Source organism: Paraconexibacter algicola (genome assembly GCF_003044185.1).
Lineage (GTDB): Bacteria > Actinomycetota > Thermoleophilia > Solirubrobacterales > Solirubrobacteraceae > Paraconexibacter > Paraconexibacter algicola.
This window is the reverse complement of record NZ_PYYB01000001.1, coordinates 2,627,217-2,639,119: the sequence shown is the minus strand read 5'-3', so window position 1 is coordinate 2,639,119 and position 11,903 is coordinate 2,627,217. Positions and strand designations below refer to the sequence as shown.

Here is an 11,903-nt window from a genome sequence, read left to right as displayed (position 1 = left end):
CGGGGCATGGATCGCGCGCGACTGCGGCAGCTGTGGGACCGGGGACAGCACGGCTGGCCGCGCTCCTACCCCGTGGCGCAGTTCCCGAACGCGCCGCTGCTCGTGTACCTCGCCGCGTGGCTCGGGCGGCAGCTCAGCGACGGCGACACGCGCACGGCGTTCGACGCGCTCGGCCGGGTGGCGCTCGCGTGCTGGGCCTACGACGAGCTGCGCTACGGCGTGAACCTGTTCCGCCGCGGGCTCGGAGCGGTCGCGCTCGTCGCCATCACGGTCGGACTCGCCGCCGACCTGGGCTGAGACGACGGGCTCCCGCTCGACGGGGAGCCGAGGGACCGGCCGCGCACGGGGCGCGGCGGTCCGGGCGGGCTACTCGTCGTCGAGGCCCGCGGCGTAGCGGTCGTTCTGCTCCTTCTCGCCGAGCGCCTGCGCGACGGCGAAGCCGATCAGCACGTGGGCGAGCGCCGGGAAGGCGACGAAGAACACGATCACGAGCCCGAAGGTCGCGGAGAAGGCATCCATGGCGATCATCGTCTGCGGATCCTATCCAGAATCAGGCCGGATAGCTCTCGGCCCCGAGGTCCCCGGCGCTCACGCGCTCGCCGCTGCGGATGAGCTGGCGCGCGCGCTCCAGGTCGTCGTGGCCGCCGACCGTCAGCGCGCCCCGCACGACGCCGCTGTCGACGTAGTAGATCGTGAACCGCCCGTCGGGGATCGAGCCGACGACGAGCTCCTCGTTCCACGAGCGAGCCGGGCCGACGTACTCGAGCGAGGTCCAGTCCGCGAGGTCGCTGAAGAAGTACGGGACCGTGTCGTACGGGACGTCCTGCCCGAGCATGTTCCGGGCCGCGGTCGCCCCCTGGGTCATCGCGACGTCCTCGTGCTCGATCCGCAGCGCGTGACCGTGCACGACGCTGTCGTACTCGCACATGTCGCCGGCGGCGTAGACGTCGTCGGCGGAGGTCTTCAGCCGCGCGTCGCAGAGCACGCCGCCCGCCTCGCCCAGGGCCAGGCCCGCCTTGCGGGCGAGCATGACGTCCGGGGTGGCGCCGACGCCGCAGACGACCGCGCCCGCCGCCAGCTCGCGGCCGTTGCGCGTCGTGACCGCGCGCACGCGCGCGTCGTCGGCGTCCCCGTCGCCGAGGAACGCCTCGATCTCGTCGCTGCCGAAGATCTCGACGCCGTGGCGCTCGAGCACGTCGCGGAAGAAGACGCCCGCGCGCAGCCCGAAGCCGCCGGACAGCGGCTCGGCCTCCTGCAGGACGATCGCGACGCGCTTGCCGAGCGTCGTCAGCGACGCCGCGACCTCGCAGCCGATGTAGCTGCCACCGATGCAGACGACGCGGTCGACGTCCTCGACGTCGCGGCGGATCGCGTCGCTGTTGCCGAGCGCGCGGACGTAGTGGATGCCGTCGAGCTGCGCGCCGTCCACGCCGCCCAGCCGGCGGACCATGGCGCCGGTCGCGATCAGCGCCTTGCCGTAGGAGAGCGTCTGCTTGTTCGAGAGCGTGGCGGTGTGGGCGTCGGTGTCGAGCCCCATGACGCTGACGCGGCTGAGCAGCTCGACGTCGTTCTCGGCGTACCAGTCGGTGGGATGGACGAGCGCGTCGTCCTTGCTCTCCGCGCCCTGCAGGTAGCCCTTGGTCGCCGGGGGCCGGTGGTAGGGCGGGTCGATCTCGCGGCTGACGATCGTGATCGACCCGGTGGCCCCCTCCTCGCGCAGCGTCTTCGCGGCGGTCGCGGAGGCGACGCCACCCCCGATGAGCAGGAAGTCCACGTGTCGGTCGGCCATCGCCCGATCCTGACACGGTGTCAGGATCCGCGTCGTCCGCCTCGCTTGCGTGTCCCCGGGCCGACGGGGTTCAGCTGCGCTGCAGCGTCGCCGCGTGCGTGGCGACCCGCGGATCCCCGTCGGCGGTCGTCGCGCGGACGGTCACGCGCACCGCCCCGTCGGCGGACCGCAGCAGGGCGCGACCCTCCTTCGTCACGCGCAGCCGCACGAGGCGGTCACCGCCGACCGGCACGCTGATGCGCACCGTGCCGAGGACACGCGAGCCACGGCGCAGCCGCACGAGGCTCACGCACCGCGCGCCCTCCGGGCCGTCGCAGCGCACGAGCAGCCCGACGGTCGAGGCGCGCGACAGGCGCAGCACGTCCGACAGGACGCTCAGCCGGACCGCGCGGGGCTCGGGCGCCGGGCTCGGCACGGGGTCCTCGGACGCGTCCGGGAACGCGACACCGGGCGAGCGGGGCGGGGTCGCGCCGGTGCAGTCGACGAACGCGGCCGGGTCGGCGGGCCCGTCGCGCAGCAGCGCGTGGCGCACCCAGCCCAGGGCGACCGGGTCGTAGAGGATCGAGACGTGCTCGGCGAGGTCGCCCGGGCAGCGGTCCTGGAGCATCACCGCGGTGGCGGTCGGGCCGTCGAGCGCCTGCGAGGACGGCGGCGTGACGACGACGTCGTTGCGGGTCGAGATGACCGTGTGGTCGATCTCCGCCGGGGCCTCCGGGGCGGCGTTGGCGCGGGCCAGGAACGGGGAGCCGACGGCCTGGTCGGCGCACGCCAGGCAGCCGACGCGCGACAGCGGCCCGGCGAGCACCTGCGTGGTGCCGTGGTGGGAGGGCGCGAGCCCGACGATCTCCTCGGTGCGATCGAGCAGGCCGCGGCTGCGGACCGTCCAGCGGGCCAGCAGCCCGCCCTGGCTGTGCCCGACGAAGCTCACCTTCGGCGCGCCGGTGGCGTCGAGCACACGCCGCGTGAAGGCGGCGAGCTCGTCGGCGGAGCGGTCGACCGGGTCGGTGCCGCGGCGGCCGTAGTCGAGCGCGAAGACGCAGAAGCCGTCGCGGCGCAGCAGCGGGGCGAGCGCCTGCCAGCTCGTCGTCATGTCGAGGAAGGTGCCGTGCACGAGCACGATCGGGGGCCGGTCCTCGCGCGGGCGGCAGCCGAAGTCGTTCGTGCCGGGCGGGGCGACGCCGAGCACCGGCACGGCCTGGATCTGCGCGGGCGCGACGGCCGGGACGACGAGGGCCGACGCGAGTGCAGCCGCGCCCAGCGCGGCGACCGCGAGAGCTCTCCCCGGCGTCCTCATGCCCGCAAGCGTACCCTGCTGCGCCATGGCCACACCCCCGCTTCCCGACCCCCGGGTCACGCGCGACGTCTCCCGGCGGCTGGTCGGGACCGCGGGCATCCTGGGCATGACGCTGAGCGGGGCGCTCGTGCTCGCGGCGGCGGGCCTGGAGACGACCCCGGTGATCTTCGTGCTCGCCGTCATGCTCGCGATCGCGCCGGTGCCGCTGCTGGCGGCCGGGGTCCTGTGGCTCGACCGCTACGAGCCGGAGCCGCGGCGGATGCTCGTCTTCACGTTCGCGTGGGGCGCGACCGTGGCGTGCTTCGTCGCGCTCGTGCTCAACACGATCGGGCAGGCGGTCGTCGGCAGCAGCCTCGGCGCCGAGGCGGGCGAGATCTACGGCGGGTCGATCTCCGCGCCGGTCGTCGAGGAGACGGCGAAGGCCGCCGCGATCTGGGTCATCGTGCGGCGCCGGCGCACCGAGCTCGACGGCGTCCTGGACGGCATCGTCTACGCCGCGATGGTCGGCCTCGGCTTCGCGGCGACCGAGAACGTCCTCTACTACGGGCGCGGCGCGGTCGAGGAGGGCCTCGTCGGCGCGCTCGCGACGTTCGTCGTGCGCGGCGTGATGAGCCCGTTCGCCCACCCGGTCTTCACTGCGGCGACCGGCATCGGCTTCGGCCTCGCGGCCCGCTCGCGCAGCGGGTTCGTGCGCCGCGTCGCGCCGGTCCTCGGGCTGCTCGTGGCGATCGGCCTGCACTCGCTGTGGAACACGTCGGCGTCGACCGGCGCGTTCTTCGGCGTCTACCTGCTGTTCATGGTGCCGATCTTCTTCGGGATCCTGCTGGTCGCGCGGCTCGACCGGCGCCGGGAGCGCAAGGCGATCGAGCGGCACCTGCCCGCGTACGTGCAGGCGGGCTGGCTGCCGGCCGGCGCGGTCGGCGAGCTCGCCTCGCTGCCCGCCCGACGGCGTGCCCGAAAGCGCGCGAAGGCGCAGGGCGGGCGGCGCGCGCGCCGCGCCGTCGCCGACCAGCAGCTCATCGCCACCGAGCTCGCGTTCCTGCGCGACCGCCGCGAGCGCGGCCTCACCGACGATGCCTGGCAGGCGCACGAGGCGACGCTGCTGGAGCAGCTGCGTGCCGCCACCGCCGGGCCGGCCGCTCCCGGCGATCTCTCAGGAACTCCTTAGGTTTTCGGCGGGGCATGACGGGAACGTCCTGTTCGATGTCCCCGCTGCGCGCCCAGCCGCCGGCGAGCGGGACGCGGCGGCTGGCCGGCCTCGACGCCCTGCGCGGGCTCGCGGCCCTCGCCATCCTCGTCCTGCACGTCTGGCTGTACACCCGCTCCGACGACGACGGATCCGTCGCGGCCGTCCTGCACGAGCTGCGGCTCGCGCTGCCGCTGTTCTTCGTCCTGTCCGGGTTCCTCATCTACCGCGCCTGGGTGGCCGCCGTCCTCGACGGGCGGCCGCTGCCGGATCTGCGCCGCTACGTCGACGCCCGCGTGCGGCGGCTCGTGCCGGGGGCGTGGCTGTGCCTGGTGGTGACCGTGCCGCTGCTCCTCGCGCTCGACCACGTCCGCGGGGTCGGGGTCCCCTCGGCCGAGCTGCTGCCCCTGTTCGCGGTCTTCGCGCAGGCGCTGCACCCCGAGACCGTCGCGGAGCTGAACCCGCCGATGTGGACGCTGACGGTCGAGGCGACCTTCTACCTCGTGCTGCCGGTGCTCGCCGGCCTGGCCGTGCTCGCGGCGCGCCGGCGCCCGTCGCGCGCCGCGCTGCTGCTGCCCGCCGTGCTGCTCGCCGCCGGCGGGACGGCCTGGAACGTCTGGCTGGCGGGTCGCCCGGCCGATCTCGTGCTCGCCTCGGCGCTGCCGGCGCTCGCGCCGTGCTTCGCCGCGGGGATGGCGGCCGCCGCGCTCGGCCACGGCCGCCGCCTCGGCCGTCCCTCGGTGCTCGCGCTCCTGACCGCGGCGGCGGGCCTCGTGGCGCTCAACGGCTGGTGGCACGGCAGCGGCACGGCGGGCGCGACCGACGCCGGCCGTATCTGGCGTGACGCGATCGCCGCCGCCGGCTTCGCGCTGCTGCTCGTCGCGGTCGCGCAGGCCGCGCGCCCCCTGCGGGCGCTCGAGGCGCGGCCGCTGGCGTGGCTCGGGGAGCGCAGCTACGGCGTGTACCTGTGGCACATGCCCGCGATCTTCGCGCTGCGCGGGGCGGGCCTCTTCCCCGAGGGCCGCACGACCGCGGCCACGCTCGCGGTCCTCGCCGTCGTGCTGCCGATCGCCCATCTCTCGTGGACGCGGGTCGAGCGGCCGCTGCTCACCGCGGGCCGCCGCGGAGCGCCACGCCCGCGCAGCGCGCCCGGTCGCCCCGGGGCCGCGCCGCGCACGTCCGGCCGTCCGGCGACGGCCGGCGCGTCGGTCAGTCGGTGATCGACCGCTGGTAGCGGCTCACCGCCAGCGGGGCGCAGATCGCGACGATGGCGGCGATCCAGATGAGCGTGTAGGCGATCGGGTGCGCCAGCGACCACGGCACGTCCGCGGGGGCGACCGCGCCCGGGTTGTCGAACAGCCGGCGCAGCGCGTCCGCGAGCGTCGTCGTCGGGTTCCACTCGGCGATCGTCCGCAGGACCCCCGGCAGCGTGTCGGTCGGCACGAACGTGCTGGCGATGAAGGTCAGCGGGAACAGGACCGTGAACGTCACGCCCTGCACCGCCTCGGGCGTCGCGAGCGTGCTGCCGAGCAGCACCCCCACCCAGATCATCGCGAACGAGAACAGGAACATGAGGCCGAAGCCGGCGACGGTGTCGAGCAGCGGCCCGTTGGGCGTCCAGCCGACGATCAGGCCGCAGATCGCCATCAGCGTGATCGGCAGGACGGTCTTGATCATGTTCGCCAGCGCGTGCCCGCCGAGCACCGCACCGCGGCTGATCGGCAGCGAGCGGAAGCGGTCGACCGCGCCGTTGCCGCGGTCGGCGGCGAGCCCCATGGCGACGCCGAAGCAGCTGAACACGAGCGTCTGGGCGAAGATGCCGCCCATCAGGAACTCCTTGTAGTCGCCGCCGCCGGGCACCGCGATCGCCCCGCCGAAGACGTAGGCGAACAGCAGGACGAACATGATCGGCTGGAAGGTGGCGTCCGCGAGCACCTCGGGCTGGCGGCGCATGTGCAGCAGGCCACGCCGGGCGATGACCCAGACGTCGGACAGCAGGGGGGAGCTCATGCGACGGCCTCCTCGTCGGGGGTGGGTTCGGCCGGCTGGCCCGTGAGCGTCAGGAAGACGTCGTCCAGCGACGGCTGGTGCAGACCGAGGTCCTCGACGGCGATGCCCTCGGCGCGCAGCGCCGCCGCGACCTCGGCGACCGCCGCGACCCCGGTGCTGCTGCGGGCGGTGACGCGGCGCGTCCCGGCGTCGACGGTGGCGGGGCTGCCGCCGATGCGCTCGAGCAGCGCGGCGACCGCGGGCAGGTGGGCGGCGTCGAGCGGCACGACCTCGAGCTGCTCGCCGCCGATCTGCCGCTTCAGCGAGCGCGCGTCGCCGCGGGCGATCGCGGTGCCGTGGTCGATGACGACGATCTCGTCGGCGAGCCGGTCGGCCTCCTCGAGGTACTGGGTCGTCAGCAGGATCGTCGCACCGCCGCCGACCAGCTGGTCCAGGACGTCCCAGAGGTCGTTGCGGGCACGCGGGTCGAGTCCCGTGGTGGGCTCGTCGAGGAACAGCACGTCGGGCCGCGCGACGAGCGTGGCGGCGAGGTCGAGGCGACGGCGCATGCCGCCGGAGTACTCCTTGGCGAGGCGGCCACCGGCGTCGGTGAGGGTGAACTGCTCGAGCAGCTCGTCGGCGCGCGCGTGGGCGGCGGCCCGGCCGAGCTTGTGCAGCTCGCCGATCATGACGAGGTTCTCCCGGCCGGTGAGCAGCGGATCGACGGTGGCGTCCTGCGCGGCCAGCCCGATGCGCCGGCGCACGTCGTCGGCCTGGGTGGCGACGTCGAACCCGGCGACCGTGGCGGTGCCCTCGGTCGCGGCGGTCAGGGTGGTGAGGATGCGCACCGCCGTCGTCTTGCCGGCGCCGTTCGGGCCGAGCACACCGCACACGGAGCCCTGCGGCACGTCGAGGTCGACGCCCTTCAGGGCGGTGGTGGTGCCGTAGCGCTTCACGAGCCCGCGGGCGTGGATGGCGGTGGCGGTCATGGCGCATAGAGGATCACATCCGCGGTATTTTTGCAACGACTACAATTTTGTTACAGGTTCACGTTCGGCTAGGGTTCGGATCCGTGGACGAGGACCAGCCCGCACCCGGCCTGCGCGAGCGCAAGAAGCTCCGCACCCGTCAGGCGATCTCCGACATCGCCACCGAGCTGTTCGCCCGGCGCGGGTTCGAGGCCGTCACCGTCGCCGAGATCGCCGCGGCGGCCGAGGTCTCGGTCGGCACGGTCTTCAACTACTTCCCGGCGAAGGAGGACCTCTTCTTCGACCGCGCGGACGAGCTGCTCGACCGCCTGCGCACGACGATCGAGGAGCGCCCCTGCGGCCAGACGATCCTCGGCGCCGTCGACGCGCTGCTGCGCCCGACCGTCGCCCCCGTCCCCGGGTTCACCTGGGCGGCGCTCGAGGACCCGGAGATGTCGCGGCGCTTCGTCGCGTTCCGGCGTACGCTCGCCGGCTCGCCCGCGCTGCGCGCGCGCCGGCTCGTGATCGCCGAGGACTGGACCGCCGCGCTGCAGGAGACGATCGCGCGCGACCTCGGGCTGCGCCCCGACGACCCCCGGGCGGTCGGCCTCGCCGCCACGCTCGGCGCCGCGCTCGACGCACGCGAGCGGACGCTCGGCCAGGCGGTGCTGGCGGGCCGCGCGCCGCGCACCGTCCGCCGCCAGGTCCACGCCGTCATGGACGAGACGTTCGGCCGGGCCGCGCGCGCCTTCGCCGACGTGGACCGACCGCGGCCCTGAGCGTCGGGGCCGAGAACGACGAAGGGCCCGGTCTCCCGGGCCCCACGCAGTGCTGAAGCGGCTCCGTCGCTAGACGGTGCGGACGTTGACGGCCTTGGGGCCCTTCTCGCCCGGCTCGGCGTCGAACTCGACCTTCGCGCCCTCGGCGAGGGTGCGGAAGCCGTCGGCCTGGATCGCGCTGTGATGCACGAACAGATCCTTGCCCGGGTCGTCCGGCGTGATGAAGCCGAAGCCCTTGTCGTCACTGAACCACTTCACGGTTCCGGTGGCCATTTGGTGTTCCTCCACGGGATGTTGTGTGCTGCGCGCGAAGGTGCAAATGAAGCAACGACGGCCCGGCACTGCTTGGGTTACGGCGCGAACGCTAGCAGCACTCAGCACCCTGATTGCAAGGAACTTCACGAACTCGTCACGGCACGCCGGACCGCGCCGCCGGGTGTCGTACGGTGCGGGGCGTGGATCTCGTCCCCGGCCGCCCGAACATCGAGCTGCGGCCGACCCCGTCCGGGGACCTCGAGGTCGTGCTCGCCTTCCCCTACCGGCCCGAGATCGTCGACGCCGTCCGGCGCATCCCCGACCGCCGCTTCGACTGGGACACGAAGGAGTGGTCGGCCCCCGCCGGGGACTGGGCGGGCGCCTACGTCGCCGACCTCATCGCGCGGTTCCCCGAGCTGCTCCCCAGCGGCGACGTCACCGAGTGGCTGCGTGGCGTCAGCAGCCGCTGGACCGGCACCGTCACCGCGGTCGAGCACGAGGGCGGCCCCGCGTTCGAGCTCACCACCCGGCTCGGCACGCTGCCCGGCGCGATCGCCGCGCTGGCCCGCGAGCTGCGCCGCGACGTCCACCTCGCACCGGTGACCGCGGCGGTCGCCGATGCGCTGATGGAGGAACGCGGCGCGCGCCTGGACGGCCGGGCGACGCGCTGCGCGACCTACGCGCGCGTCGATCTCGACCCGCCGCCGGCGCAGCTGACGCTCGTCCCCAGCGTCGACGGCCCGAAGCTGCGGCTCGACGTGCTCTGGCGGCCCGACCTCGCCGCGCTGTTCCTCGCCCTCCCCGGCGCCGACGTCGCCACCGGCACGCTGCCGGCCGACCCGTACGTCGCCGCCGACCTCGACGCCTTCTGCGCCGCGCACGGCGTGACCCCGGGTGCGGCCGCGATCCCGGTGCTCGAGGAGATGCGGGCCGAGCACGCCGCGGCGGTCGACGCGATCGAGCGGTCCCGCGCGCAGGACGCCGAGCCGCTGGGGGACGACGTGCGCCTCGGCGGCACGCTGCGCCCGTTCCAGGTCGCGGGCGTGCGCTACCTGCTGGCCCAGCGCCAGGCGTTCCTCGCCGACGAGCAGGGCCTCGGCAAGACCGTGCAGGCGCTCGCCACGCTCGAGGCCGACGGCGCGTACCCCGCCGTCGTGGTCTGCCCGGCGAGCCTGAAGCTCGTCTGGGAGCGCGAGGCGGGCATCTGGGTCGGCCACCGCTCGCTGCAGGTCCTCGAGGGCCGCTCGGGCGCGATCCGGCCCGCCGACATCACGATCGTCAACTACGACATCGTCGAGGCCCACGCCCAGTCGCTCGGGCGGCTCGGCCCGCGCGCCCTCGTGCTCGACGAGAGCCACTACGTCAAGAACCCGCGCGCCAAGCGCACCAAGGCGGTGCGGCGCCTGGCCGACGCGCTGCCGCGGACCGGGCTGCGGCTCGCGCTCTCCGGCACCCCGGTCCTCAACCACCCCGACGAGCTCATCAGCCAGCTGCGGGTGCTCGGGCGGCTGGGCGACTTCGGCAGCGGCGCGCGCTTCCACCGCCTGTTCGAGGGCAGCGAACGCGAGGCGCGGCTGCACTGGCACCTGCGGCGGCGCTGCTTCGTGCGGCGGCTCAAGCAGGACGTGCTCCCGCAGCTGCCGCAGAAGGCGCGCGTCGTCGTGCCGATCGAGCTGAGCAACCGCACCGAGTACCGGACCGCGGAGGAGGACGTGATCGCGTGGCTGCGCCAGCAGCCGCTGGACCTGCGCGAGCTGGAGGCGAAGATCGCCGCGACGCTGCGCGCCGAGCGCCTGGCGCAGCTCGGGACGCTGCGGATGCTCGCCGCCCACGGCAAGCTCGCCGCCGCGATCTCGTGGATCCACGACTTCCGGCAGTCCGGCGAGGCGCTGGTCGTGTTCGCCCACCACGTCGACGTCCTCGAGACCCTCGTCGCCCGCAACCCCGACGCGCTGCACCTGCTCGGCCGCGACTCGACCCGCGCCCGTCAGGCGGCGGTCGACGCCTTTCAGGACCCCGACGGCCCCGGGCTGCTGATCGCCTCGACCGGGGTCGCGGCGCAGGGCATCACGCTCACGCGCGCGTCGAACGTCGCGTTCCTGGAGCTCGAGTGGACCCCGGCGCTGATGGACCAGGCCGAGGATCGCGTGCACCGCATCGGCCAGCACGACGCCGTGACCGCCTGGTACCTGCTGGCCGCGCACACCGTCGACGAGGACCTCTCGCAGGTGCTCGAGCGCAAGCGCGGCCTCGTCGGCGCGGTCACCGACGGGCTCGAGGACGACAGCGAGGCGACCGTCGACGCGGTCGTGCGCGCGCTGCGCGAGCGGCCCGCCTTCAGCCGTCTGCGCGCGGTCTGAACCCGGTCTCGGGCGCTGGCGTTCCGCCGCGGGACGTGGTGGACTCGGCGCATGGGTGAGCGCGACGCCTTCGGCCGCGAGCAGGACGAGGACCCGCTGGCAGCGATGGGCTGGGCCACGCCGCCGGCCCGCGAGCGGCGCGAGCCGGCCGTGCCGGCCGTCACCGCCTCGCCGACGACGCTGCCCGGCATGGAGCCGGGAACCGAGCGCGAGGGCATCCCCGGCACGCACGGCCCACCGCCCCGGTCCTTCCCCGAGCGCCGCGCCCGCCAGACCGGGACGACCGACGCCGCCGGCCCGTCCGCGGGCGCGCGGCTCGTGCGCGCGCTGGTCTCGATCGGGATCCTGTTCGCCCTGCTCGGCGGCGTGATGAGCGCCGTGGTCGGGTCGATCACCGACGCGATCGACGGCCCCGACATCACCCTCCCGCGGTTCACGGCACCCGTGCCCCCCACGCCGCAGACGCCCGCGGGCCCCGACGGCCAGGCCCCCGTCGGGCTCGAGCGCGGCTCGATGCTCCTGCGCTCGAGCTTCGCCGCCGCGAAGGCCACGATGCGCAGCGGCCGCTTCGGGCGCCTGAAGAACCTCAGCCTCCGCCCCGCCCGCATCGACGCGCAGTTCCTCACCGGCGGCGGGCGCCTGCGCAACGTCGAGTTCCTCCCCGGCGGGAGGGTCGAGCAGGTCAGCCTCGGTCCTCCCGGCTTCGGCGGCGCGCAGACGATCCCGGTCGCCCCGATCAACACCGCCGCCCCGTACCGGCTGACGGTCGCCGCGGCGACCCGCCTGGGCCGGCCCACCTCGGACGTCGACTACGTCTCCTACTACGGCGAGGACTTCGTGGGCGGGCTCGTCTGGGGCGTGACGTTCCGCGACGGCAGGACGTTCCAGGGCGACAGCCGCGGCCGCATCGTCCGGCAGCTCTGACCCGCCGGTCAGCGCCGGGGTCCCGGGCGCCGCAGGCAGGTCACGGCCAGCCAGCGGCCGGGCGTCCCGGTCGGCTGCAGCGGGAACGCGATGTCGTGCCCGGCCGCCCACAGGGGCGCGGACTCGCCGGTCGCGGCCCAGCCCGGCGGCCAGCCGGACACGTCGCACGCCTCGAGCGCCGCGAGCAGCGCCGCCGCGACCTCGGCGATCCCCGGCGCCCGGACGGGCATGCGCTGGCGGAACCGCTGCACGCAGTGCGCGGAGGGCACGATCTCGTGCACCTCGGGATGGTCCATGTGCGCCACGCCGATCTGCACGGTGACCCACGGTTTTCGCCCACGATGCGGGAGATCCTGCCT

At 74.8% G+C, this 11,903-nt stretch carries 13 protein-coding genes; 6 read left to right on the top strand and 7 right to left on the bottom strand.

Annotated features, from left to right (window positions below):
* Positions 1–6 precede the first annotated feature (6 nt).
* Positions 7–297, top strand: a complete 291-nt coding sequence (locus tag C7Y72_RS12455) for a hypothetical protein (RefSeq protein ID WP_107569037.1) — start codon at positions 7–9, stop codon at positions 295–297.
* A 69-nt stretch (positions 298–366) separates the two neighbouring features.
* Here the strand turns inward: C7Y72_RS12455 and C7Y72_RS23335 are convergent, their stop codons facing one another.
* The 3 genes from C7Y72_RS23335 to C7Y72_RS12440 form a co-directional block, all read right to left on the bottom strand.
* Positions 367–528 (bottom strand): hypothetical protein, encoded by a 162-nt coding sequence (locus C7Y72_RS23335; RefSeq protein ID WP_158276834.1) that lies wholly within the window; start codon positions 526–528, stop codon positions 367–369.
* Positions 529–550: 22 nt separating this feature from the next.
* A complete protein-coding gene (locus C7Y72_RS12450; protein ID WP_107569036.1) occupies positions 551–1,789 on the bottom strand; it encodes an NAD(P)/FAD-dependent oxidoreductase in 1,239 nt (412 codons plus the stop codon).
* A gap of 70 nt (positions 1,790–1,859) precedes the next feature.
* Positions 1,860–3,083: an esterase/lipase family protein gene (locus C7Y72_RS12440; RefSeq protein WP_158276833.1), complete on the bottom strand. Its 1,224-nt coding sequence runs from the start codon at positions 3,081–3,083 to the stop codon at positions 1,860–1,862.
* 25 nt (positions 3,084–3,108) lie between these two features.
* On the opposite strand from C7Y72_RS12440, the gene C7Y72_RS12435 reads away from it, so the two are divergent.
* The gene (locus tag C7Y72_RS12435) at positions 3,109–4,251 is read left to right on the top strand and encodes a PrsW family intramembrane metalloprotease (protein WP_158276832.1); all 1,143 of its coding nucleotides are present in this window, start codon (positions 3,109–3,111) and stop codon (positions 4,249–4,251) included.
* Positions 4,252–4,286: 35 nt separating this feature from the next.
* Entirely contained in the window at positions 4,287–5,489 is a 1,203-nt protein-coding gene (locus tag C7Y72_RS12430; RefSeq protein WP_158276831.1) for an acyltransferase family protein, read from the top strand.
* Here C7Y72_RS12430 and C7Y72_RS12425 read toward each other — a convergent pair.
* The gene (locus tag C7Y72_RS12425; protein WP_107569032.1) at positions 5,479–6,279 is read right to left on the bottom strand and encodes an ABC transporter permease; all 801 of its coding nucleotides are present in this window, start codon (positions 6,277–6,279) and stop codon (positions 5,479–5,481) included. The two genes, C7Y72_RS12430 and C7Y72_RS12425, sit on opposite strands and share 11 nt — an antisense overlap.
* The gene (locus C7Y72_RS12420) at positions 6,276–7,247 is read right to left on the bottom strand and encodes an ATP-binding cassette domain-containing protein (RefSeq protein ID WP_107569031.1); all 972 of its coding nucleotides are present in this window, start codon (positions 7,245–7,247) and stop codon (positions 6,276–6,278) included. The genes C7Y72_RS12425 and C7Y72_RS12420 overlap by 4 nt, the downstream gene beginning before the upstream one ends.
* An 83-nt stretch (positions 7,248–7,330) precedes the next feature.
* Between C7Y72_RS12420 and C7Y72_RS23755 the strand changes: the two genes are divergently transcribed.
* Positions 7,331–8,005 (top strand): TetR family transcriptional regulator, encoded by a 675-nt coding sequence (locus tag C7Y72_RS23755; RefSeq protein ID WP_107569030.1) that lies wholly within the window; start codon positions 7,331–7,333, stop codon positions 8,003–8,005.
* Positions 8,006–8,074: 69 nt separating this feature from the next.
* Here the strand turns inward: C7Y72_RS23755 and C7Y72_RS12410 are convergent, their stop codons facing one another.
* Positions 8,075–8,278 carry a cold-shock protein gene (locus C7Y72_RS12410; RefSeq protein WP_107569029.1) on the bottom strand — a complete coding sequence of 68 codons (204 nt, stop codon included), beginning with the start codon at positions 8,276–8,278 and terminating at the stop codon, positions 8,075–8,077.
* A 182-nt stretch (positions 8,279–8,460) separates the two neighbouring features.
* Here C7Y72_RS12410 and C7Y72_RS12405 point away from each other — a divergent pair, with 182 nt between their 5' ends.
* Together C7Y72_RS12405 and C7Y72_RS12400 are read left to right on the top strand one after the other, a co-directional pair.
* The gene (locus C7Y72_RS12405; RefSeq protein WP_107569028.1) at positions 8,461–10,620 is read left to right on the top strand and encodes a DEAD/DEAH box helicase; all 2,160 of its coding nucleotides are present in this window, start codon (positions 8,461–8,463) and stop codon (positions 10,618–10,620) included.
* A gap of 51 nt (positions 10,621–10,671) precedes the next feature.
* Entirely contained in the window at positions 10,672–11,544 is an 873-nt protein-coding gene (locus tag C7Y72_RS12400) for a hypothetical protein (protein WP_107569027.1), read from the top strand.
* A gap of 8 nt (positions 11,545–11,552) precedes the next feature.
* Here C7Y72_RS12400 and C7Y72_RS12395 read toward each other — a convergent pair whose 3' ends face one another.
* Positions 11,553–11,861, bottom strand: a complete 309-nt coding sequence (locus tag C7Y72_RS12395) for a hypothetical protein (protein WP_107569026.1) — start codon at positions 11,859–11,861, stop codon at positions 11,553–11,555.
* Positions 11,862–11,903 lie beyond the last annotated feature (42 nt).